The sequence below is a fragment of the Neotabrizicola paludis genome (assembly GCF_044142105.1).
In the GTDB taxonomy this organism is placed as follows: Bacteria; Pseudomonadota; Alphaproteobacteria; order Rhodobacterales; family Rhodobacteraceae; genus Pseudogemmobacter.
Map to the genome: position 1 here is coordinate 457,986 of NZ_JBGTYM010000001.1, position 21,536 is coordinate 479,521.

The 21,536-nt window shown below is 65.4% G+C and carries 20 protein-coding genes; 6 read left to right on the plus strand and 14 right to left on the minus strand.

The window, feature by feature from the left end; translation table 11 throughout:
* Positions 1–25: 25 nt before the first annotated feature.
* Positions 26–937, plus strand: coding sequence for a DUF4167 domain-containing protein (locus ACED67_RS02210; RefSeq protein ID WP_395539891.1), 912 nt, complete (start codon positions 26–28; stop codon positions 935–937).
* Position 938: 1 nt separating this feature from the next.
* Here the strand turns inward: ACED67_RS02210 and rsmA are convergent, their stop codons facing one another.
* From rsmA to lptF, 6 genes are all read right to left on the minus strand, one after another.
* Positions 939–1,772, minus strand: coding sequence for a 16S rRNA (adenine(1518)-N(6)/adenine(1519)-N(6))-dimethyltransferase RsmA (gene rsmA, locus ACED67_RS02215; protein ID WP_395539892.1), 834 nt, complete (start codon positions 1,770–1,772; stop codon positions 939–941).
* Positions 1,773–1,837: 65 nt separating this feature from the next.
* Positions 1,838–2,809 carry a 4-hydroxythreonine-4-phosphate dehydrogenase PdxA gene (gene pdxA / locus ACED67_RS02220; protein WP_395539893.1) on the minus strand — a complete coding sequence of 324 codons (972 nt, stop codon included), beginning with the start codon at positions 2,807–2,809 and terminating at the stop codon, positions 1,838–1,840.
* 2 nt (positions 2,810–2,811) lie between these two features.
* On the minus strand, positions 2,812–4,056 hold the full coding sequence (locus ACED67_RS02225; protein ID WP_395539894.1) for a peptidylprolyl isomerase: 1,245 nt from the start codon (positions 4,054–4,056) through the stop codon (positions 2,812–2,814).
* A gap of 77 nt (positions 4,057–4,133) precedes the next feature.
* Positions 4,134–6,290, minus strand: coding sequence for an LPS-assembly protein LptD (locus ACED67_RS02230; protein WP_395539895.1), 2,157 nt, complete (start codon positions 6,288–6,290; stop codon positions 4,134–4,136).
* On the minus strand, positions 6,290–7,387 hold the full coding sequence (gene lptG, locus ACED67_RS02235; protein ID WP_395539896.1) for an LPS export ABC transporter permease LptG: 1,098 nt from the start codon (positions 7,385–7,387) through the stop codon (positions 6,290–6,292). The genes ACED67_RS02230 and lptG overlap by 1 nt, the downstream gene beginning before the upstream one ends.
* The gene (gene lptF / locus ACED67_RS02240; RefSeq protein WP_395539897.1) at positions 7,384–8,514 is read right to left on the minus strand and encodes an LPS export ABC transporter permease LptF; all 1,131 of its coding nucleotides are present in this window, start codon (positions 8,512–8,514) and stop codon (positions 7,384–7,386) included. The genes lptG and lptF overlap by 4 nt, the downstream gene beginning before the upstream one ends.
* 153 nt (positions 8,515–8,667) lie before the next feature.
* On the opposite strand from lptF, the gene ACED67_RS02245 reads away from it, so the two are divergent.
* Both ACED67_RS02245 and ACED67_RS02250 read left to right on the plus strand, forming a co-directional pair.
* Positions 8,668–10,140: a leucyl aminopeptidase gene (locus ACED67_RS02245; protein ID WP_395539898.1), complete on the plus strand. Its 1,473-nt coding sequence runs from the start codon at positions 8,668–8,670 to the stop codon at positions 10,138–10,140.
* Positions 10,141–10,171: 31 nt separating this feature from the next.
* Positions 10,172–10,627, plus strand: coding sequence for a DNA polymerase III subunit chi (locus tag ACED67_RS02250; RefSeq protein ID WP_395539899.1), 456 nt, complete (start codon positions 10,172–10,174; stop codon positions 10,625–10,627).
* A 4-nt stretch (positions 10,628–10,631) separates the two neighbouring features.
* Here ACED67_RS02250 and ACED67_RS02255 read toward each other — a convergent pair whose 3' ends face one another.
* From ACED67_RS02255 to ACED67_RS02270, 4 genes are all read right to left on the minus strand, one after another.
* Complete coding sequence (locus tag ACED67_RS02255; RefSeq protein ID WP_395539900.1) at positions 10,632–11,204, minus strand: retropepsin-like aspartic protease family protein; 573 nt, start codon at positions 11,202–11,204, stop codon at positions 10,632–10,634.
* Positions 11,205–11,275: 71 nt separating this feature from the next.
* Positions 11,276–11,908: a MarC family protein gene (locus tag ACED67_RS02260; protein WP_395539901.1), complete on the minus strand. Its 633-nt coding sequence runs from the start codon at positions 11,906–11,908 to the stop codon at positions 11,276–11,278.
* Between the two features lie 114 nt (positions 11,909–12,022).
* Positions 12,023–12,484: a DUF2267 domain-containing protein gene (locus tag ACED67_RS02265; RefSeq protein ID WP_395539902.1), complete on the minus strand. Its 462-nt coding sequence runs from the start codon at positions 12,482–12,484 to the stop codon at positions 12,023–12,025.
* Complete coding sequence (locus ACED67_RS02270; protein ID WP_395539903.1) at positions 12,484–14,331, minus strand: ABC-F family ATP-binding cassette domain-containing protein; 1,848 nt, start codon at positions 14,329–14,331, stop codon at positions 12,484–12,486. Before ACED67_RS02270 ends, ACED67_RS02265 begins: the two co-directional genes overlap by 1 nt.
* 206 nt (positions 14,332–14,537) lie before the next feature.
* Between ACED67_RS02270 and ndk the strand changes: the two genes are divergently transcribed.
* Positions 14,538–14,960, plus strand: a complete 423-nt coding sequence (ndk, locus tag ACED67_RS02275) for a nucleoside-diphosphate kinase (RefSeq protein ID WP_395539904.1) — start codon at positions 14,538–14,540, stop codon at positions 14,958–14,960.
* A 49-nt stretch (positions 14,961–15,009) separates the two neighbouring features.
* On the opposite strand, the gene ACED67_RS02280 is transcribed toward ndk, so the two are convergent.
* The 3 genes from ACED67_RS02280 to ACED67_RS02290 all read right to left on the minus strand — a co-directional run bounded on the left by ACED67_RS02280 (position 15,010) and on the right by ACED67_RS02290 (position 15,936).
* Entirely contained in the window at positions 15,010–15,348 is a 339-nt protein-coding gene (locus ACED67_RS02280) for a TfoX/Sxy family protein (RefSeq protein ID WP_395539905.1), read from the minus strand.
* Positions 15,349–15,431: 83 nt separating this feature from the next.
* Positions 15,432–15,563, minus strand: a complete 132-nt coding sequence (locus tag ACED67_RS02285; RefSeq protein ID WP_395539906.1) for a hypothetical protein — start codon at positions 15,561–15,563, stop codon at positions 15,432–15,434.
* Positions 15,564–15,741: 178 nt separating this feature from the next.
* On the minus strand, positions 15,742–15,936 hold the full coding sequence (locus ACED67_RS02290; RefSeq protein WP_395539907.1) for a heavy-metal-associated domain-containing protein: 195 nt from the start codon (positions 15,934–15,936) through the stop codon (positions 15,742–15,744).
* Positions 15,937–16,036: 100 nt separating this feature from the next.
* On the opposite strand from ACED67_RS02290, the gene ACED67_RS02295 reads away from it, so the two are divergent.
* Complete coding sequence (locus ACED67_RS02295; RefSeq protein WP_395539908.1) at positions 16,037–18,421, plus strand: heavy metal translocating P-type ATPase; 2,385 nt, start codon at positions 16,037–16,039, stop codon at positions 18,419–18,421.
* Between the two features lie 4 nt (positions 18,422–18,425).
* Here the strand turns inward: ACED67_RS02295 and ACED67_RS02300 are convergent, their stop codons facing one another.
* Positions 18,426–18,860, minus strand: coding sequence for an RrF2 family transcriptional regulator (locus ACED67_RS02300; protein WP_395539909.1), 435 nt, complete (start codon positions 18,858–18,860; stop codon positions 18,426–18,428).
* 279 nt (positions 18,861–19,139) lie between these two features.
* On the opposite strand from ACED67_RS02300, the gene ACED67_RS02305 reads away from it, so the two are divergent.
* Positions 19,140–21,530 (plus strand): glycogen/starch/alpha-glucan phosphorylase, encoded by a 2,391-nt coding sequence (locus ACED67_RS02305; RefSeq protein WP_395539910.1) that lies wholly within the window; start codon positions 19,140–19,142, stop codon positions 21,528–21,530.
* Positions 21,531–21,536 lie beyond the last annotated feature (6 nt).

Here is a 21,536-nt window from a genome sequence, read left to right on the forward strand (position 1 = left end):
CGGATCGCATTGATCAAAGGCACAGATGCGCTCTTCCAAGAAACGCTCGCGTTCCAGCCAGAACCGCCCGCGCACCCTCGGCAACATCGTCAACCGCGTCTTCGACAGCTCCGGCCCCGAAGGCAAGGTGCGCGGCACCCCGCAGCAGATCATCGAGAAATACCAGATGCTCGCCCGCGATGCCCAGCTGAGCAATGACCGCGTGGCGGCCGAGAATTTCCTTCAGCATGCCGAGCATTACACCCGGATGCTGGCCGAGGCGCAGCGCGAGCTGGCCGCCGAGCAGGAGGCCCGTCAGCAGCAGTTCAATCAGAACGGTGGCGCTGGCAACAACGGCAATGGCAATGGCAGCAACCGCGACTATCGCGAGCGCGGCGAATACCGCGACCGCAATGACCGCAGCGATTTCCGCGATCCCGGCGCGCAGGACCAACCCTCGGTCGAGGGAATGGAACCCTCAGGCGGCGACAGCGGGCTTGTCGAGACCCCGGAAGCCCGTCGCCGCGACCGGCCTCAGGGGGATCGGCCGCAGGGAGACCGTCCCCAGGGCGATCGGCCCCAGGGCGACCGCCAGCAAGGTGACCGTCCCCAGGGCGAGCGTCCCCAAGGCGATCGTCCGCAAGGCGAACGCAAAGAGCGTCGCGACCGTGATTTCCGCCGCGACCGGGACGAGCGTCGCCGCGCCGAACAGCCCGAGGCGCAGCCCGAGCTGCCCGCCTTCATCACCGGCGCCGCGCCGGTCGAAGCGCCCGCCGCTGCCCCGGTTCCGCCCGCTCCCGCCTCGGTCGAGCCTGCGGCCGAAGCGCCCGCTGCCCCGGCGGAACCCGTAGCCGTAGCCGAAGCCGCACCCAAGGCCGCAAAGCCGCGCCGCACGCGCAAGCCTGCCGCTGCGGCCGAAGCGGCACCTTCGGGAGATGCGTCGGAAGCTGCCGAATAAGTCAGTAAAGCCGCGCCAGCGCGCAGAAGCTTTCCAGCGAGATCTCTTCAGCACGGGCCGTGGGGGCGATCCCTGCGGCCCGCAGCTTTTCCTCGACATCTGGTCCCAGAGCCTTGAGCGAGGACCGCAGCATCTTGCGGCGCTGGTTGAAGGCCATGGCCGTGATGCGCTGCAACACCGCGCCGTCGCAGGGATAGCGCGGCGCCTCAAGACACTTCAGATGCACCACGGCGGAATGGACCTTGGGGGCGGGGGTAAAGGCTTCGGGCGGCAGATGCATCACGATCTTCGGCTCGGCCCGCCACTGGGCCAGCAGCGCCAGTCGTCCGTAACGGTCGCTGCCGGGCTTTGCCACGATGCGTTCGGCCACTTCCTTCTGGAACATCAGCGTCAGACTGTCCCAGAAGGGTGGCCAGCTCGCGGGGGTCAGCCAGCGGATCAGAAGCTCGGTGCCGACATTATAGGGTAGGTTCGCCACGACTTTCACAGGGGCAGACAGCTGCGCCGCCACATCCAGCTTCAGCGCATCGCCCAGCAGAGGCACCAGCCGCCCCGGATAATGCGCCGCGATCTCCTCCAGCGCGGGCAGGGCGCGCGGGTCCATCTCGACCGCCACCACCCGCCGTGCCCCTTCGGCCAGAAGGCCGCGGGTCAGACCGCCCGGGCCGGGGCCGACCTCCAGCACATCGCAGCCCGACAGATCGCCCGCGCATCGCGCGATCTTTGCTGTCAGGTTCAGGTCGAGCAGGAAATTCTGTCCGAGCTGCTTCTTCGCCACCAGATCATGCGCGGCAATGACCTCGCGCAGGGGCGGCAAACCGTCGATCGTGGCCATGCTTCGCCCCTCGTTCATCTTGGTCCAAATCCTCCGGGGGGCCGGGGGCAGAGCCCCCGGGCGGATCACCCCGCGCGCGCCGCCGCCATATCGCGCGCCAGACGCAGCGCCGCAAGCGTGCTTGACACATCCGCCACGCCTTTGCCTGCAATGTCGTAGGCCGTGCCGTGATCGGGCGAGGTCCGCACGAAGGGCAGGCCCAGCGTCACATTGACACCACCCGCGAAGTCGATGGTCTTGATCGGGATCAGCGCCTGGTCGTGATACATGCAGATCGCCGCGTCATAGCCCGCCCGCGCCTTGGCATGGAACATCGTGTCGGCTGGCATCGGCCCGCGCAGATCGAAGCCTTCGGCCTTCAGCCGGTCCAGCAGCGGGCGGATCATCCGCTCGTCTTCCCAGCCCATCGCGCCGCCTTCGCCCGCATGGGGGTTCAGCCCCGCCACGGCGATACGGGGGCGCGACAGGCCGAAATCGCGGATCAGCCCGTCGCGGGAGATGCGGATCGTCTCTTCCAGCAGCGCCTCGGTCAGCGCCGCGGGCACCTCGGAGACGGGGATATGGATCGTCACCGGCACTACCCGCAGCTCGGGGCAGGCCAGCATCATCACCACGCGATCCACCCCGGCAAGATGGGCGAGATATTCGGTATGGCCGGGGAAGGCGAAGTCCGCGCCATCCTTGAGCGCCTTCTTGGTGATCGGCAGGGTACAGACGGCCGAAGCCTCGCCTGCCTGCACCAGCGCGACGGCGCGGTCGATTGCGGCGATGGTGCCCGCGGCATTGGCCGGAACCGGCGCGCCGGGCGAGGCCGGGGCGGCGAAGCGCAGGGGCAGGACGGGAAGCAGGGACGGCGGCACGGCAATCGCATCCGCCGGATGCCCGATCTCCGCAATCTGCGCGCCTTCCGGCAAGTGGTGCGGATCGCCGATCCAGAAGAAGGGCAGGTCCGCGCCCAAAGCCGTGCGCGCCTTCACCGCAAGCTCCGGCCCGATTCCGGCAGGATCGCCCGCCGTCAGTGCGACGGGACGCAGCATGTTCACGGTTCGCGGATGATCGCCGCCATCCGCAACTCTTCAAGATAGTTCGCGGCCAGACCCTCGAGCTTGAGGTTCAGGACCTGCTCCTTGATCTGGTCACGCGTCGGCAGCGACTCGGTGACCGGCTCACGCGAGCAGAGCATCAGCAGGCGGCGATACCCGCTGCGGGTCAGGGCGGTGGAGATCTCGTTCAGGTCCAGCTTCGCCAATTCCAGCCCGACATCCTGCGGGATCTCGGCCATGGTCGCGCTCGAGACGGTCAGCCGGTCCTCGGGCAGGCCCTTGGCCTGGCCGTAAAGATCGTTGCACTGATCGACCTCGGACTTGACGCGGGCGATCTCGGCCGGATCGTCTGGCAGCAGGAACTCGGCCCATTTCACGTTGACGGTGATGGGCTCGGCGGTCTCGTCCTTTGCTACGTCGCGCAAAAGGAACAGCACGACCGCGCCCGGAACCGCCATCGGTGCCGATACATCGCCGGGGCCAAGGGCCAGCACCTGACCGGCGATCTGGCCGGGCAGGTTCGCCAGCGGCAACCAGTCCAGCCGCCCGCCCTTGGCCGCCGTCGGGGCGGCCGAATAGCGCGAGGCGGCAGCGGCAAAGGCGCCCTCGCCATGGATCTCCTTGGACAGGCGCATGGCCAAGGCCATCGCTTCATCCTCGCGGCCCTGTTCCGCCGGAATCACCAGCTCCGAGACCAGCACCTTCAACGCCTTGGGCCGGGAAAAATTGGCCAGCGCCTTGTCCACATCGGCTTCGGAAATCGGCACCTGGCCGACATAGCGCTGGCGCACCGCCTTGCGCCACAACAGGCCGGCCGAAACGAAATCGCGGAAGGTTTCGGCCGCAACGCCGACCTTGGCCAGCTCGGCGACAAGCTGCTCGCTGGTCAGATTCGCCCGGCTCGCGAATTCGCTCATCCCGTCGGTCAGTTCCTTTTCCGACAGCGTGATCTTCAGACGTTTCGCCTCGGTCAGCCGCAACTTGTCATCGATCAGCGCCTTCAGCGCCTCTTCTTCGGGATCGCCGGGCGCGCGCAGGATTTTCAGAAACATCGCGCGCTGCATCACCTCATAGCCGGTGATGACGCGGTCGCCCACAAAGAGGCGGGGGGCAAACAGGTCCTGCGCCAAAGCAGGGGCCATCGGCGCCATCGCGGCGGGAAGGGGCGCAAGGCCCATTGCAAGCATCAGGCCAAGGCCAAGCGCGGCGCGACCCGCCGGAGTTTTTGCTTTGGGTTGCATCGAAATCCTGCCGCCTGCCATCTGCCGTTCCGGTCTCTTGCTGTACCCCCGGTCTCGCCCGCGCCGGGGGTTCATGTCTAGTAGCAGCGCCGCGACGGACCCGCCGTCTTGCCGCCGCCAAAGCCGATCAGATCGACCGAAAGGCCGAAATCCGTCGTCGGGCTTACACTAGTCGAGGAAGTGAAGCGACGCGAGAGCGAAAAGTCGACCGCCACGCAGTCATTGCGGTATTCCACACCAAAGCCCGCCAGGGTGCCCTGATCGCGGACAAAGTCATAGCGGCCGGAAAGCTTGGCGGTCAGCGCAGAATTGGCCCGCCAGCGCGCGTCGAAGGCAAATTCGCGCGTGGGATCGGGACGGTTCTCCAGCGGATCGGCCACCGACCAGATCGCCGAAGTCGCCAGCGCCAGCTTGTCGCGGTTGAGCGTCAGCCGCATCTCGCCCTTTGTCAACGAGAAATCGTTATCCAGCACCACTCGGCCACTCGCGACAAAGCCGTTCTGCCAATCGACCGAAAGACCTGCCAGCCAGTCGGAATTGTCACCCCCAAGGCCCGAGGATGTGCCGAACTGCCCGAAATCCTTCTCGCGCAGCACACGACCGATCGTCAGGCCAAGATTCCAGCCCGACGGATCGTAACGTGTCCAGGTCAGGCCGATATTGGCCCGGCGGCCGTCTTCGACCGCATCCGCGCCAGGAAAGCGGTCGAGAGAGAAAAGGTTGCCCTCGTCGAATTCCACAAGCGCCGAATCCTCGTTGGGGATCAGCCCGCCATTCTGCTTGGCCCAGATCAGCTGCACCACCGGTTCGATCACATGAGTCGCGCCGCTGGCAGCCACGGTTTTCACCCAGGGCCAGCGCAGCTCTACCCCGGCCGCCGCATGGGTGCGGCTGCTATCGCCGCCATAGATCGCATCCTGGCCGATCGTATAGCCATCGGCCTGCGCTTCGCCCAGAATGGTGGCTTCGATCCCCATCGGCAGAATGAAGCTGCGCCGCCAGTCGACGCGGGCCGAGATCCGGCTGACATCGCGGCCATCGGCGATATCATCGGGGTCCGGCCCGTCAAAGGGGCTGTCCGAGGTGCGCAGATGGCTGTGGGTCTGCAAGCGGAAACCGCCTTCGCCCCCCAGCGCGCCCAGCGAGAAGCGGCGGTGGAAGGTGACATCAGTCATCAGCGATGGGATCGTGTCATTATCCTCATCGTCGCGCAGGGTCTGGAAGCTGACCACCCGGGCCGAGAAAAACCCATTGCGACGGGTGCGCGACAGCTCGATCCGGCTGTCTAGCAGGTCCGTGTCCGAATAGCCATAATCCAGCAGATAGGCATTGTCCGATGCGGCCTGCAGCCCGAAGGTCAGCTTGAAATTGTCGGGCAGATCGAAGGCGCCAGTGGCGAAGACATAGCCCCGCGTATCGCCCGGCAGAAGCTTGTCGCGGGTAATGGCACCGTTCACTTCGATCGCCCCGGTCGTGAAGGCCTGGCGGTAGCGCAGTTCCACGGTGCGGCTGCCCTTGGCGGTCAGATAGGGGGTGATCGTCAGGTCCTTGTCCGGGCCGATGGTCTGGAAATAGGGAATCTTCAGCCCAAAACCGAGATCCGAGGTCGTGCGGATCACCGGCATCAGGAAGCCACTTGACCGCTCGAGCGTCGGGTCGGGCATCCGCAGACGGGGAACATAGAAGATCGGCAGTCCCGCGACGCGGAACTGAGCCTGGTCGAAGTAAAGCTGCCGCGCTTCCTGATCATGCACCACGCGACGGGCGCGGATTTCCCACAGCGGTGTCGGACTGCCTTCGCAGACCTTGCAGGACGAGGCCACGACCTGATCGAGCGCCGTATAGCGCCCGTCGATCCGCATGGCCTGATTGGCGGCGATCTGGAGCTGCTGATTCAGGACCAGCCGCGCGCTGCTCAGGATGCCCTCGCGCATGTCGGCAGCAAGATCGGCCTCGCTGGCGAAAAGGATGGTGTTGCCGCTGGCATCGGTCAGGACGATCGGCCCCTCGATCCGCAGCCGGTCGGCCTTCTGGTCATAGATCAGACGCGAGGCGCGCAGGCGCTGGCCCTGGTAGAAGATCTCGACGGCGCCCGAGGCGACCAGTTCATTCGCGCCGGTGATCTCCAGCCGGTCCGAGACCAGCGTCGCCTTTTCCTGGGCGGCGGCGGGCAGGGTCAGGCCGGACAGGGCAAGGAAGCCCGCAGTCAGAAGGGCAAGACGGCGGCGCAGCATCAGCCATCCTCCAGATGGAGAAGCAGGCCAAGCGCCAGCATCACTGCGGCCAAGGGGGGCGCCCAGGCGGCCAGAAGGATCGGAATCTGGCCGTTTTCGCCCAGGGCCTGGGCGAAGTTGCGCAGGAAGAACAGGGCAAAGCCCGAAAGCATAGCGTAAAGCACCATTTGGCCGATATTTCCGAAGCGGACATGCCGCATCGTGAAGCCCGCGGCAACCAGAACCATCGCGGTCAGCAACAAGGGTTGCGCAAGTTCCATCTGGAACCAGAGCTGGTAGCTGCGGCCCGAGAAGCCCGCGCGTTCCAGCCCGGCGATATAGGACGGCAATTGCCAGATCGGCACCGCCGCGGGTGTGCCGAAACTGTCTCGGATTCGCTCGACCGTCAGATCCGAGGGCAGGCGCGTGCCGTCGGGCCAGATCACCGCGCCCAGCTCGGGGTTCGGGGCCGTCAGGTCCCACATCTTGCCATGGTCGATCAGCCAGGCGCCCGCCGTCAGCCGGGCCTGGCTCGCCTCGATCCGGGTCGCGGGCGTGCCATCCTTGCCGAAGGTCAGGAAGGACACGTCAAACAGCTCGGTCCCATCGGGATTGGCCCGCTGCGCCTGGATGACGGTCTGGCCATATTCGCCTCCCTGGCGCAGCCAGAGCCCGGAGTCGGAGACGGAGAGCACCGAGCCATCCGCGCCCAGATAGCGGGCGCGGAGATCGTCATAGGCTTTGGATGTCGCCGCGACGAGCGGGTTCAGCACCGCCACTGCGAAAAGGCCGATTGCCAGCGCGGCCAATACAGGCGTTACCAGAAAGCGCAGGCCGGACCGGCCGGCGGCGCGCACGACGACCAGTTCCGAAGACCGCGCCAGGCCCAGGAAGACCGCGATCGACCCCATGATGAGGATCAGCGGGAGGATGCGGTAAAGCGTCTCGGGCACATTCAGCAGCGACAGATGCGCGGCCTCCATGATCCCCGCGCCTGCGCCGGAAAACTGTCGCAACTGCTCGATCATGTCGATCAGCATCAGGATACCAAAGAAGACCAGGAAGACCTGTCCAACCGTCCACAGGAAACGGCGGGCGATGTAAAACGACAATGTCATGCCAGGGTCTCCGCAGTCGCCTGGCGCAGTCGCCTTGGCCTCTGCGCCAGCCAAAGAAGCGCCAGCCCGGCCACCGTGCCCAGCACGGGAGCCGCATAATTCAACGCCCAAAGGCTGTCATTCCGCAGGACCGCACCGCTGGTTGCCGTGTTTACCATCTGAAGCAGGATCAGCCCGATCACGGCCCCCGCGATCTGCCGCCACAGACCAAAACGCGAATAGCCCCCCAGCATCAGGAAGCCAAAGCCCAGAAGAGGTGCGGCGAGGCCCAGAAACGATCCTGCGATCCGTGTATGGATTTCGGCCCGAAAGGCGCCCGGCGTCTCCTTCGTGGCCGCGATCAGCCCGGGATCGGCCGAGATCAGTTCGGCCGTGGTCAACTCTTTCATCTGCCGTTTGCGGGCATCCTTTGCGCCGACCACCCCAGCCAAATCCATGGTGAAGGTCGAAAACCGTGTCAGGGCGATGCGCCGGGTCTCGTCTCGCGACAGCCGCTGCGCGGCGCCATCCAGCATCACGAGGCGCGGCGCGGCCTCGCCCCGCACCAGCAGCGCCTTGCGCGCGGTATAGACCACCCGCTCGTCCGGGCTGCGCTCGTCGGACAGGAACAGGTCGTTCAACTCGCCCAGGGGGGTGATCTCGCGGATATAGATCGTGATGCCCTTGGACGGGTGCATGAAGCGCCCCTCGTTCAGGAAACGCGCGGTGACATTCTCGGATATTTCGGCACTGCGGTCGGCCAGCCGCGCTTGCGACATCGGAACAAGCAAATTCAGCAGCACAAGCTGCATGGCGACGACGATGGCACCGAACCACAGCACCGGGCGGGCCAGGCGAAAGGCGGAAAAGCCCGTCGCCTGCATCACCACCAGCTCGGATTCCTGCATCAAGCGGTTGATCGCATAAAGACAGGCCGCGAAGGCCGAGACCGGCAGGACAAGCCGGATCACATTGGGCAATGTCAGCAGCGAGAATTCCAGGAAGACCAGCGCCGATTGCCCGTCGCTGATCAACTGGTCGAACAGGCCGACCGCGCGGTTGACCCAATAGACCGCGACCAGCACGAGCGAGAAGAAGCCGAAAAGCGCCAGCAAATGCGACAACAGATATCGGTCGAATCTTGCCACGCGCCGTCAGTCCCACACCAGATGTTGCGGCGGAGCCTAGCGGAATTCGCGGGGGTGGAAAACTCATATCTGGCCAAGGTGGCGGGGCGGCGCTAGCTTTGCCGCCGATAGAAGGGGCAGCCGCGCCCCGGGCCCACAGATGAAGGCACACGCATGTCGCAACCTGTCCAGATCCAGTTCCAACCCGTCGACGCCGAGGTCTTGGCGCTCCATACCGGTCGCCTCGCGGTCTTTGCCGATACCGGCGCGACGCTTTCGGCTCCGCTCAAGCGGCTGGACAAGCTGACCCGCGGTGCGCTGGCGCGGGCCGTGGCTTCACCGGCCTTTCAGGCGCTCAAAGAGGGCGAGGCGCTGGATCTGGCCTTCCCGACCGGCCTTGCAGCGACGGCGCTGCATCTGGTGCGCCTGGGCAAAAAGGCCGATGCGGCGCAGGCCCGCAAGGCGGGCGCCAGCCTTGGCAAAAGCCATGGCGAGGCGCCGTTGCTGGTTCTGGCCGAGGGCCATCCCCGCGCGGCCGAGATCGCCTATGGCCTGGCACTGCGCGCCTATGATTTCCAGATTCACAAATCCGCCCCGGCCAAGCCGGTTGGCGGCGTGACGCTGATGGTGGCCAATCCCGAAGCGGTGGCGGCGCAGGCAGCCCCCATGGCAGCTGTGGCGGAAGGCGTCTTCTTCACCCGCGACCTGGTGAACGAACCCGCAAACGTGCTGACCACGGACGATTTCGCCGCCCGCCTGGCCGCGATGCAGGAACTGGGGCTCGAGGTCGAGATTCTGGAAGAGGCCGACTTGGCCAAGCTGGGGATGCGCGCGCTTCTGGGCGTGGGGCAGGGCTCGGAAAGCCCGTCCAAGGTCGTGGTGATGCAATGGAATGGCGGCAAGAAGGGCGAGGCGCCCTTTGCGCTGGTCGGCAAGGGCGTGTGCTTCGATACGGGCGGCATCTCGATCAAGCCCGCCGCTGGAATGGAAGAGATGACGATGGACATGGGCGGCGCGGGCGTCGTGGCGGGCGTCATGCGCGCGCTGGCGCTGCGCAAGGCCAAGGCCAATGTCGTCGGGCTGGTGGGCCTGGTCGAGAACATGCCCGATGGTCGGGCGCAGCGTCCGGGCGATGTTGTGCGCTCGATGAAGGGCGTGACAATCGAGGTGATCAACACCGATGCCGAGGGGCGGCTGGTTCTGGCCGATGTGCTTTGGTACGCGCAGGAACGCTTCAAGCCGACCGGGATGATCGACCTTGCCACCCTGACCGGCGCGATCATCGTGGCGCTGGGGCATGAGAACACGGGCGTCTTTTCCAATGACGACGCGTTGTGCACTGCCTTCCTCAAGGCAGCGGCGGCCGAGGGCGAGGGCGCCTGGCGGATGCCTCTGGGCGATGGCTATGACGCCAAGTTGAAAAGCCGGGTCGCCGATATCATGAATTCCTGTGGCCGCGATGGCGGGGCGGTGACGGCGGCGCAGTTCCTGCAACGCTTCGTCAAGCCCGAGACGCCCTGGATCCATCTCGACATCGCAGGCACGGCGCTGCTCAAGACAGACAGCACCCTTGCGCCCAAGGGCGCGACCGGCTGGGGCGTCATGGCGCTGGACCGGCTGATCCGCGACAAGTTCGAGGCGGGGTGACATCGTCCCGATGCCTGGCACGGTCGTCTTCATGCAGCTGACCCGTCTGACGGTCGAGGAGACCGCCCAGACCCAGCTTTCCCGCGCGCTGGCCCAGGGCTGGCGCGTGATGGTGCGCGCGGCCGACTCCCTGCGGCTCGACCAATTGGATGACGCGCTGTGGATGACGCCAGCAAACGGCTTCCTGCCGCATGGCCGCGAGGGCGGGCCGCAAGATGCCGATCAGCCCGTGCTTCTGGGCGCAGGCGCCCCTGTCAATGGGGCGCGGGCGGTCTGCCTTTTGGGGTCGATGGCGGTCGATCTTGCAGAAGCCGCGCAGATGGAACGGACCTGGCTGCTTTTTGAAGGCGCCGATCCGGCGCAACTTGCCTCGGCCCGCTCGCAATGGAAAGCGGTGACCGAGGCCGGGCTGACCGCGCAATACCATTCCGACGAAAGCGGCAGATGGGAATTGAAGGCCCAGAAGACCGGCGTCGCGCCGGGCTGATTGTCTAGCGGCGCAGCACCATCTTGTCGCCGTCGATCTCAATACGGAACTGGCGCAGGTAATCCATGCCCAGAAGGGAGCCGTCCATCTCGCCGTCATTCACATAGGCCGGGAAGTTCTGGTTCTCGAACGGCCCCAGCTCGACCGTATCCAGCGCCACCCGCGCCGTGCGCACCACGCCATTGGCGGTCGAGGCCTGACCCATATAGACCAGATCGTCCGGGTTTATGCCCACGCGTTTTGCGTCGCCCTGCGAGAGGACCATGTTGGTGGCGCCGGTATCTGCAAGGAACTCGATCTTCTGGCCGTTCACGGTCAGCGTTGCGTAGAAATGCCCGTCGCGGGCGCGGGGCAGCGTCAGCTCGCCCGTCGCAGTGACCATTTGGCTGGGGATCACCGCCTGGCGGATATCGCCCCACATGCCATAGCCCGCCAGCACGCCCAGGAAGATTAGCCCCCAGGTCATCAATCCGCGCAGGGCCTGCCCCAGGCGGTGACGATATTCCAGCAGCACGACCCCGATGACCGCCGCCAGAAGCACCCCCAGATAAACCAACCGCCCGTAATCGCCGTCCAAACCCGCACTCCTGCCGTTTCAACCGATATGGGGGCGGGTGGCTGCACCGCAAAGGGGGCCGGCCAGCAGCGTCATCCGATCAGCCCGGTCTGCTTGACGCCGTCGATGACGAATTGCACCGACAGGGCGGCCAGCAACATGCCGAGAAGCCGGGTGATCACGATTACGCCGGTGCGGCCCAGCATCCGCTCGAGGGGCGGCGAGGCCAGCAGGAAGGCCCAAGTCACCACCATCATCACCAGCATCAGACCGATCACCACGGCCGCGCCGGTCCAGGCCGCGCCCCCCATGGCCTCGGCCTGCCCGACCAGCAGGATCATCGTGGCTATCGCGCCGGGACCGGCGATCAGGGGGGTGGCAAGCGGGAATACCGAAGGGTCGTGGTCCGGCTCGGCGGATTGACCCTCACGCCGCTGGGTACGCCGTTCGAACAGCATGTCAAGCGCGGTCAGGAACAAAAGAATCCCACCCGCAATGCGGAAGGCCGACATGGAAATGCCGATGAAGCCCAGGATCGCCTCGCCGAACAATCCGAACAGTGTCAGCAGCGCCGCCGCGATCAGGCAGGCCCGCCGCGCCATGGCCACCCGCTTCTCGTCCGACATGCCGCGGGTCAGCGCGATGAACATCGGCACCAGCCCAGGCGGGTCGATCACCACGAACAGCGTGGCGAAGGCGGTGATGAGGAAAGCGGTTTCCGGCATGGGATCAAACCTATCCTTCCCAATTGCGTCTGCCTAGCGCGCCAAGGGGGCGGTCGCGCAACTCTTGCCGTTTTCCGGTTTCAGAGGAGTTAGGGGGTGAAAAGAGGGCGCGGTTTAAACAATTCCGGGCCCCAGCCCGGCCGGATCCACGTCTGTCGGCGGCGCCCAGAACTCGGCTGCGAAGGCGGGAAGTCGCGCCAGGACCCGATCCAGAGCCTCGCGCAGAACCGCTTGGCGCAGGGCAAGCGCCGTGGCTTCGATGCAATTTTCAGGCGTCAGATTGTGATGGGGCCGCAAGGCCCGTGCTTCCGCCGTCCAGTCCCTGCGATTGCCCGCTGGCACCGGCCCCTCATCCAGGCGCCAGTCGGCCACGAACAAGGCCCGGATCACCGATGGTAGGATCTGCGCGAAATCGATCGCTTCCTGAGGGGTAAGTCGGCGGCGGAAGGCCTTCAGCACGCCCTCGATCGCCGTATAGGCGGCATTGTCGCTTTCAAGAGACATGGCTTCCCGCGCATCCGCCAGAAAAGCCTGCCATTCGCGGGTCGCTTGGCGATAGGTCCAGGGCATCGGCATCAGCCGGCAGCCTCCAGCGCCTCCTGCGCCGACAGCCACAGCGCCTCGGCCTTGTCGAGACCCTGCATCAGTTCGGCATATTTCCGGTTCCAAGTCTCAAGCTCGCCCTTGCGTGCATCTTCGTATAACTCGGGATCGGCCAGTTTCTTCGCCAGCTTGTCGCGCATCTCGTTCAGCTTGCCCAGGCGATCCTCGCAGCGGCGGACTTCGGCGCGCAGGGCAAGAACCTCGTCGCGGCTCGCTTTCTTGGGTTTTTCCACCGGCTTCGTCGCGGGCTTGGCCTCTTCGTCCGAGGTCAGCAGCAGCTTGCGATAGCTTTCCAGATCGTCAGCATAGGGCGTGACTTCGCCACCTTTGACCAGCCACAGCCGGTCTGCCACCAGCGAGAGAAGATGCATGTCATGGCTGACCAGGATCACCGCGCCGGAATATTCGGTCAGCGCCTCGACCAGGGCCTCGCGGCTTTCGATGTCGAGGTGGTTGGTCGGCTCGTCAAGGATCAGAAGATGCGGGGCGTCGATGGTGGCCAGCAGAAGCGAAAGCCGCGCCTTCTGGCCGCCCGACAGCTTTCCGACCAGCGTTTCCGCCTGATCCGCCATAAGGCCAAACCCTGCCAGCCGGGCGCGCAGTCGGGCAGGGGCCTCGTCGGGGCGCAGGCGACGGACATGCTGGATCGGCGTTTCGTCGATATGCAGCTCGTCGACCTGATGCTGGGCGAAATAGCCGATGCGCAGCTTGCCCGCGCGGTGCAGCTTGCCCGCTTCTGCCTGCAATTTGCCTGCGAGAAGCTTGGAGAGCGTCGACTTGCCCTCACCATTGCGGCCGAGAAGCGCGATGCGGTCGTCCTGATCCACACGCAGCGACAGACGCCGCAGGATGGGCGGGCCGCCATAGCCGACCGAAACCCCATCCAGCGTCAGAATCGGAGGCGACAGTTCTTCCGGCTCGGGGAAGGAGAATTTCGCCAGCGCGGCCTCTTGCGGCGTCGTGGCAAAACTCAGCTTCTCGATCATCTTGATACGCGATTGGGCCTGCCGGGCCTTGCTCGCTTTGGCGCGGAAGCGGTCGACGAAGCTTTGCAGATGGGCGCGGCGCGCCTCGGTACGGCGGTTTTCGGCCTCGGCCACGGCCAGACGCGCGGCGCGGGTCTCCGCGAAGGTGTCATAGGGGCCGGAATAGAGCGTCAGCTTGCGATCTTCGAGATGCAGGATCGCATTGACCGCTCGGTTCAGAAGGCCGCGGTCATGGCTGATGATCAGGACGGTATGCGGATATTTTGCCAGATAGCTTTCCAGCCAGAGCGCGCCTTCCAGATCGAGATAGTTGGTCGGCTCGTCGAGAAGCAGGTAGTCGGGCTGCGAGAACAGCACGCCCGCCAAGGCAACCCGCATCCGCCAGCCGCCCGAGAAAGCGGAGCAGGGCATAAGCTGCTTCTCAGGTTCGAAGCCAAGGCCGCGCAGGATCGAGGCCGCGCGCGCCTCGCCTGACCAGGCGTCGATATCGGTCAGCCGGGCCTGCACTTCCGCGATGCGATGGGGGTCGGTGGCGGTCTCTGCCTCGGCCATCAGGGCGGCGCGTTCGGTATCTGCGGCCAGCACCGTGTCGATGAGCGAGACATCGGAGGACGGCACCTCTTGCGCGACGCCACCGATGCGGGCGCGGGCGGGAATGGTGATCGACCCGCCTTCCAGCGACAGCTCGCCCCTTATCAGGCGGAAGAGCGTGGTCTTGCCGGTGCCGTTGCGGCCGACGATGCCGACCTTGTGGCCGGTGGGAATCGTGGCCGAAGCACCCTGCATGAGCGGGCGGCCCTCGACCGAATAGGTGATGTCATCAATGCGCAGCATGGGCGAAGGCCATGCCGCAGCGCCGCGCCAAGGTCAATCGACCGGCCTGCTGCAAAGCCCCGGTGCGGCGAAAATTCCGCCCGCGGCGCCGGATCGCGGCCATGCCCGACGCCGAGCGCCATCTTTTCATCGTTGCCCCGCCATGCTAGCAGCCGCGCCGGAACACATGGCCCCGGACGGGCCCCGAACGGAAAATGGAGAGGCTCATGGCCACCGAACGCACCCTGTCGATCATCAAGCCCGATGCGACCAAGCGCAACCTGACCGGCAAGATCGTTGCCAAATTCGAAGAGGCCGGCCTGCGCGTCGTCGCTTCGAAGCGCATCCACCTGTCGCCCGCCCAGGCCGGCGAATTCTATGCCGAGCACAAGGAGCGCGGCTTCTATGGTGAGCTTTGCGCGTTCATGGCGTCCGAGCCGGTCGTGGTACAGGTGCTTGAAGGCGAAGGCGCCATCGCGAAGAACCGCGAAGTGATGGGCGCGACCGATCCGGCCCAGGCCGCCGATGGCACCATCCGCAAGGAATTCGCTCTGTCGAAGGGCGAGAACTCGGTCCATGGTTCGGACAGCGAAGTCTCGGCTGCGCGCGAGATCTCCTTCTTCTTCTCGGGTCTCGAACTGGTCGGCTGAGCCGGCTCTCGCGCAGGGCCGGAGCAACTTCATTCCAAGGAAGTTGCCCCTAGCGCCGCTCGACCACGCCAAAGAATGAAAGGGCCGCCTCGAGATCCGAGCGGCCCTTTTCCGTTGATCCGGCATATTCCGCCTTGAGCGCGTCGAACCGTGCCCGCAGGGCCTTTTTCTCTTCGCCCTTGCAATCGTTCCAAGGACGACCCTGCAACCCCATCACCAGAACATAAAAGCCGATGAAATGCGGCGCAGAGCCGGATCGCAGCAGGCGCAGATAGGCCGCGTCGGGACCAAGGGCGCGCAGATCTTCGGCGCTGGTGATCCCGGCGCGGGCAAAGGCCGCCTCGCTGGCCGGGCCAAGATTGGGGATCGAAGAAATGGGCGTGGTCATGACAAGGTCCGGAAAACAAAACGGGGCCAGCCTATGGGCTGACCCCGCGTTTCGGCAAGGCTGTCTCTGTCAGGAAAGGGCGATCAGATCGACGCCCAGTCCTTGAAGATCGGCTGGCCACCCTGCTGGGGCGGGGTCGAGCCGGATTGGCTGGGCTGCTGCGGGGGCGTCTGGGCGCCGCCCTGTTGCTGCTGACTGGTAATGGCCTTGGCCATTTGATTTCTCCGTGACTGCGCCGATGGCGTCATTTTTGCCTGTCTCTCCATTTGACCCGCATGTTGGGCATCGGCAAGTCAGGGAAAGGGCACCAATGCGGCGACACTGTTCACATGTGCGGCATAAGACACAGCTTTTACACGAATTGCCTGTCTCGGCGGCGCGCCACGGATTGCATCAGCGCTCTACACTGGCCGGAAAGCCGATATCCGACAGGGCCTCGAGCAGCTTTTCCACTTCGGTCAGCGACTCGGCATGGACCTTGCGGCCCTGCAAATCCACCTCGACCTTGCTGGTATGCGGCTTGAGCGCGGACTCGACGCTGGCTTGGCAATGGGCGCAGTTCATGTCTGGAACGGAAAGCGTGACCATCTAAGCCTCCTCGGCTTGTTCCTATCTTCATTCTTGCATATGTGGAGAGCAGGCCCGGAATGGCAAGTGCCGCCAGGCGGGAGCCCTCGGGAAGACAACCATGACAGCCCCCGCAAAGTTCCACGAAACAGCGCATCTTCAGCTCGACGGGATGAGCTGCGCCTCCTGCGTGGCCCGTGTCGAGCGCACCTTGAAGGCGCTGCCGGGCGTCAACAGCGCCAGTGCCAATTTCGGCACCGGCACGGCCATGGTAAGCTTTGATGCGCCGGCGACACGGGCGCAGATGGCCGAAGCGTTGGGGAAGATCGGCTATCCGGTCAGGCCGCAGGTGATGGAGCTGTCCGTCGAGGGCATGACCTGCGCCTCCTGCACGGGCCGTGTCGAACGTGTCTTGCGCGCCGATCCGGCCGTGGCTTCGGCAACCGCCAATCTGGCCCTGCGCCGGGCGCAGGTGACGCTGTGGGAGCCTGCCGATCCCGCCCGGCTGGCGTCAGCGGTGACGCGGGCCGGTTTCGCGGCGCAGCCTCTGGCCGAGGCGAAGCCTGCCGATCCGCGCGCGGAGGAACGACGCCTGTGGCAGAAGGCGGTCCTGGCCTGCCTCCTGGCCGCGCCGGTCTTTGTGGCCGAAATGGGCGGGCATCTCTATCCGCCCTTTCACCACTGGATCTATGGGCTTATCGGCCAGCGCCCCTTGTGGCTGATGGAATTCACTTTGGCGACCCTGGCGCTGGCCGGACCGGGGCAGATATTCTTCCGCAAAGGGATTCCGGCGCTTTTGCGCGGCGCGCCCGACATGAACGCCCTGGTCGCGGTGGGCACGCTGGCGGCCTGGGTCTTTTCGACCCTGGTGCTGTTTGCTCCGAACCTGATCCCTGAAGCCTCGCGCGCTGTCTATTTCGAGGCGGCGGCGGTGATCGTGGCGCTGATCTTGCTGGGCCGCGCGATGGAAGCGCGGGCACGCGGGCAGGCGGGGGCGGCGATTGCCCGGCTGGCCGGGCTGCAGCCGCGAAGCGCCAGGCTGGAAGACGGGCAGGAGATCGCGCTTGGGGCCCTGATGCCGGGCATGCGCATCGTGCTGCGCCCGGGTGAGCGGATTCCAGCAGATGGCCGTGTCGTCTCGGGCGGTTCTGCCGTGGACGAATCCATGCTGACGGGCGAACCGCTGCCCGTCGCGAAGGCGATGGGTGACACGGTGACGGGCGGTACGATCAACGGCACCGGGGCCATGGTGGTCGAGGTTTCGGCGGTCGGCGCCGCCACGGTTCTGGCCCGGATCACCGCCTTAGTGGCCGAGGCGCAGGGATCGAAGCTGCCGGTGCAGGCGCTGGTGGACCGCGTGACTCTGTGGTTCGTGCCGGCGGTCATGGCGATTGCCGTGCTCTCGGTCGCGGCCAGGCTGTTCGCCACCGGCGATATTGCTCATGCGCTGGTCGCGGGGGTCTCGGTCCTGATCATCGCCTGTCCCTGCGCGATGGGGTTGGCGACGCCGGTCTCGATCCTGGTCGGCACCGGGCGGGCGGCAGAACTCGGGGTGCTGTTCCGCCGCGGCGAGGCGCTCCAGCGGCTGGCTTCGGTAAAGCGCATCGGCTTTGACAAGACTGGAACTCTGACCGAAGGCCATCCGGCGGTGACGGGTCATCACGGCCCGGATTGGGTGCTGCCGATGGCGGCAGCGGTCGAGCAGGGCAGCGAACATCCCTTGGCCGCGGCCGTGCTGGCGGCAAGTCCGAACCCGCCTGCGGCGACAGGCTTTGCCGCGACACCCGGGATGGGGGCCAGGGCCAATGTCGAGGGGGCCGAGATCGCAGTCGGCGCGGCGCGGATGTTCGAGACCATTCCCGATGATCTGAGGCTAATCGCGGACAAGGCCGCAGGGCAGGGCGAAAGCGTCCTGTTCGTGGCTCGGGACGGCACCCTGCAGGGGGTGATCACAGTCGCCGACAGGCTTCGCCCGACAGCCGCGCGCGCGGTCGCCGCGCTGAGGGAGCTGGGTGTGACCGCTGCGATCCTGTCGGGCGATACGCCGCGCGCCGCGCAGGCGGTGGCGGGGCGGCTTGGGGTGGACGAGGTCCATGCCGGGCTGATGCCCGAAGAAAAGCTGGCCCTGATCCGCGCATCCGGTGGGGCATTCGTGGGCGACGGCATCAACGATGCCCCGGCCCTTGCGGCAGCCGAGGTGGGCATCGCCATGGGCACGGGGACGGATATCGCCATCGAGGCGGGCGATGTGGTTCTGATGCGCGGCGACCCACTGGCGGTCGCCACGGCGCTGCGCCTGTCGCGCGCCGTTCTGCGCAATATCGGCCAGAACCTTGCCTGGGCCTTTGGCTACAACACCCTGCTGATCCCCGTCGCCGCAGGCCTGCTGGTGCCCTTTGGCGGGCCGCAGCTTTCGCCCATGCTGGCAGCGGGCGCCATGGCGCTGTCTTCCGTCATGGTTCTGGCGAACGCGCTGCGCCTGCGCTTTCTGCGCCCGGTGATCTGAGCGCTCAGGCCACGTGAAGGATTCGCCCGACCTCGACATTGCCGCCCACCAGATCCGCGATCGTCATGCGATCGAGCCGGTCATAGAAGGCATCAAGTGCATCATCCAGCAGGCAGTACAGCCGGCAATTGCCCGAAAGCGGGCAGGTGTCGTGATCGCTCGAGAAACATTCGGCAAAGGGCAACACGCGCTCGAAGGCGCGGAAAACCTCGCCCACGGTGATTTTCGCGGCTGGCCTGCCCAGCATCAAGCCGCCCGACCGCCCCCGGATCGTGCGAAGGAACTTTTTCTGGGCCAGCAGGTGAATCACCTGGGCGAGATGGTTTTCCGAGGCGTCATAGATGGCCGCAATCTCGGAACGGCGCACGATCCGGCCTTCGTTCACGGCGCAGAACATCAGGGTCTTCATCGCAAGGCTGGTGCGGGTGGTCATACGCATCCGGGGAGTCTCCCTTGGCTAAGATACCTTTCTCTGCCAGAGCCGACCCGTTCGCGACTTGATATGGATCAGATGTCGCCTTTTTTCCGCACTGCCAGGCACCCGGACGCAAAACCCGCACAAGCCGGTAGACAGCGGCCATGTTTGCGGTAACATTGCTCGACAGTTGAGCGTTTGCTCACTTCCGGCCCGGGCTATGCTGCAAGGCAGCAATGGTCCTTGACCCCGGAAAGGACAGGCGTAGGCTTTTCGGCATTCGACTTAGCGACAGGGCCCCACGTGACCGACCAGAGCCTGACCCCGAATGTGCTGAAAGCCGATGTCCTGCGGCATCTGACCTTCACGCTTGGCAAGGATGCGCCCAATGCCAGCATCTATGACTGGCGCATGGCGCTCTCGTATTCGATCCGCGACCGCATCGTCGGGCCGTGGTTCACCTCGACCCGGCGCACCTGGGACGAGAACCGCAAGCGCGTCTACTATCTGTCGATGGAATTCCTGATCGGGCGGCTGATCGAGGATGCCATGGTCAATCTTGGCCTATACGACATCGCGGCGGAAACCATGGCCGACTATGGCCAGGACATCCGCGAGATCATTCGCGACGAGCCCGACGCCGCGCTCGGCAATGGCGGGCTTGGCCGGCTGGCCGCCTGTTTCATGGAGAGCATGGCGACGCTCGGGTGCCCGGCCTATGGCTATGGCATCCGCTATGAGCATGGGCTCTTCCGCCAGCGCTTTGAAGGCGGGCGGCAGGTGGAAACCCCGGAAGACTGGCTGAGCCAGGCCCATCCTTGGGAGTTTCCGCGCCCCGAAAGCGCCTACACGATCGGCTTCAAGGGCGAAGTCGTGATGCGTGACGGGCGCGAGGTCTGGCTGCCGGGCGAGACGGTTCTGGCCGAAGCCCATGACACGCCGGTGATCGGCTGGCAGGGCAAATGGGCCAATACGCTGCGGCTTTGGGCCGCCAAGCCTACAACGCAATTCGACCTCAACCGTTTCAATCACGGCGATTACGCCGCCGCCGCCGAACCGGAAACGCTGGCACGGACGCTGTCGCGGGTGCTGTACCCGGATGATACGACCTATCAGGGCAAGGAGTTGCGGCTGAAGCAGGAATTCCTGCTGACCTCTGCGGCGCTCCAGGACATTCTGCGCCGCTACCTTGCCGCCCATCGCGACCTGAAGGCCCTGCCGAAACACGTCGCGATCCAGATGAACGACACGCATCCCGCCATCGCGGGGCCGGAATTGGTGCGGCTTCTGTCCGACGAACATGGCATGGATTTCACCGAGGCGCTTGACGTCTCGCGCGCCTGCCTGGGCTATACGAACCATACGCTTCTGCCCGAGGCGCTGGAAAAATGGGCGACCTTCACCTTCGGCAACGTCCTGCCGCGCCACATGCAGATCGTCGAGCGCATCGACGCCTGGCACAAGGGCGCCTATCCGTCGCGTCCGCATTATGTGGGCATCGTCAAGCACCATGAGGTGCGGATGGGCGAGCTGGCCTTCATCATGGCGCATAAGGTGAACGGGGTTTCGGCGCTGCATTCCGAACTGGTGAAGCAGAATCTCTTCCCAGAACTGGAAGCCCTGCACCCAAGGATCATCAACGAAACCAATGGCGTGACGCCGCGCCGCTGGCTGAAGATGTGCAACCGTCCGCTCGCCGGGCTGATCACCGAGACCATCGGGCCAGGCTGGGAGGACGATCTCGACCGGCTGCGCGGGATCGAGCCGCATATCGGTGATACGGGCTTTGCCGAGAAATTCGCTGCTGCCAAGCGGCTGAACAAGGTGCGGGTCGCGAATTGGATTGCCAAGGATTTCGGCATCCAGATCAGCCCGGACGCGCTGTTCGACGTGCAGATCAAGCGCATCCACGAATACAAGCGCCAGCTTCTGAACATCCTCGAATGCATCGCGCATTGGCACAAGCTGCGGGAAGGCGTGATCAAGAACCCGGTTCCGCGCGTCCGCATCTTTGGCGGCAAGGCCGCGCCGGGCTATGCGGTGGCCAAGGAAATCATCCGCCTGATCAACGATGTCGCCGCGGTCGTGAACGACGACCCCAAGACCGGCGACATGCTCAAGATCCTCTATCCGCCGAACTACAATGTCTCGATGGCCGAACGGCTGATCCCGGCGGCGGACCTGTCGGAACAGATTTCGACCGCAGGCAAGGAAGCCTCGGGCACCGGCAACATGAAGTTCATGATGAACGGGGCGCCGACCATCGGCACGCTGGACGGGGCGAATGTGGAAATTCTTCAGGAAGTCGGCGAAGAGAACTTCTTCCTGTTCGGCCTGACCGCCGACGAGGTCCGCGCCCGCCGTCTGGTGCCCGAGCATGAGCGTCTTGCGATCGAGGCGAGTCCGGAATTGCAGGATGTGCTTCAGATGATCGCCGAGGGCCGCTTCTCGCCCGACGAGCCGGGCCGCTATCACGGCATCGTCCATGGCGTCTGGCACCATGACTATTTCCTCGTCTCATCGGATTTCGATGCCTATCACGCCGCGCAGGGCCGGGTGGATGCCGCCTTTGCGGACATGAAGCGTTGGGAACGAATGGCGGCGATGAATACCGCGCGCAGCGGATTCTTCTCGTCGGATCGTACGATCCGCAGTTACATGAAGGATGTCTGGGACGTGACGCCGGCGCTTTAGGGAGTG

Coding starts and splice junctions, on each gene's coding strand:
- ACED67_RS02260 (WP_395539901.1), bottom strand. CDS start 11,908: ATGCCGGAAACCGCTTTCCTCATCACCGCCTTCGCCACGCTGTTCGTG.
- rsmA (WP_395539892.1), bottom strand. CDS start 1,772: ATGGCCACGATCGACGGTTTGCCGCCCCTGCGCGAGGTCATTGCCGCG.
- ACED67_RS02300 (WP_395539909.1), bottom strand. CDS start 18,860: ATGCGTATGACCACCCGCACCAGCCTTGCGATGAAGACCCTGATGTTC.
- ACED67_RS02285 (WP_395539906.1), bottom strand. CDS start 15,563: ATGGCCAAGGCCATTACCAGTCAGCAGCAACAGGGCGGCGCCCAGACG.
- lptG (WP_395539896.1), bottom strand. CDS start 7,387: ATGACATTGTCGTTTTACATCGCCCGCCGTTTCCTGTGGACGGTTGGA.
- ACED67_RS02245 (WP_395539898.1), top strand. CDS start 8,668: ATGTCGCAACCTGTCCAGATCCAGTTCCAACCCGTCGACGCCGAGGTC.
- pdxA (WP_395539893.1), bottom strand. CDS start 2,809: ATGCTGCGTCCCGTCGCACTGACGGCGGGCGATCCTGCCGGAATCGGG.
- ACED67_RS02265 (WP_395539902.1), bottom strand. CDS start 12,484: ATGCCGATGCCCTGGACCTATCGCCAAGCGACCCGCGAATGGCAGGCT.
- ACED67_RS02270 (WP_395539903.1), bottom strand. CDS start 14,331: ATGCTGCGCATTGATGACATCACCTATTCGGTCGAGGGCCGCCCGCTC.
- ndk (WP_395539904.1), top strand. CDS start 14,538: ATGGCCACCGAACGCACCCTGTCGATCATCAAGCCCGATGCGACCAAG.
- ACED67_RS02210 (WP_395539891.1), top strand. CDS start 26: ATGCGCTCTTCCAAGAAACGCTCGCGTTCCAGCCAGAACCGCCCGCGC.
- ACED67_RS02225 (WP_395539894.1), bottom strand. CDS start 4,056: ATGCAACCCAAAGCAAAAACTCCGGCGGGTCGCGCCGCGCTTGGCCTT.
- ACED67_RS02280 (WP_395539905.1), bottom strand. CDS start 15,348: ATGACCACGCCCATTTCTTCGATCCCCAATCTTGGCCCGGCCAGCGAG.
- ACED67_RS02290 (WP_395539907.1), bottom strand. CDS start 15,936: ATGGTCACGCTTTCCGTTCCAGACATGAACTGCGCCCATTGCCAAGCC.
- ACED67_RS02250 (WP_395539899.1), top strand. CDS start 10,172: ATGCAGCTGACCCGTCTGACGGTCGAGGAGACCGCCCAGACCCAGCTT.
- ACED67_RS02230 (WP_395539895.1), bottom strand. CDS start 6,290: ATGCTGCGCCGCCGTCTTGCCCTTCTGACTGCGGGCTTCCTTGCCCTG.
- ACED67_RS02295 (WP_395539908.1), top strand. CDS start 16,037: ATGACAGCCCCCGCAAAGTTCCACGAAACAGCGCATCTTCAGCTCGAC.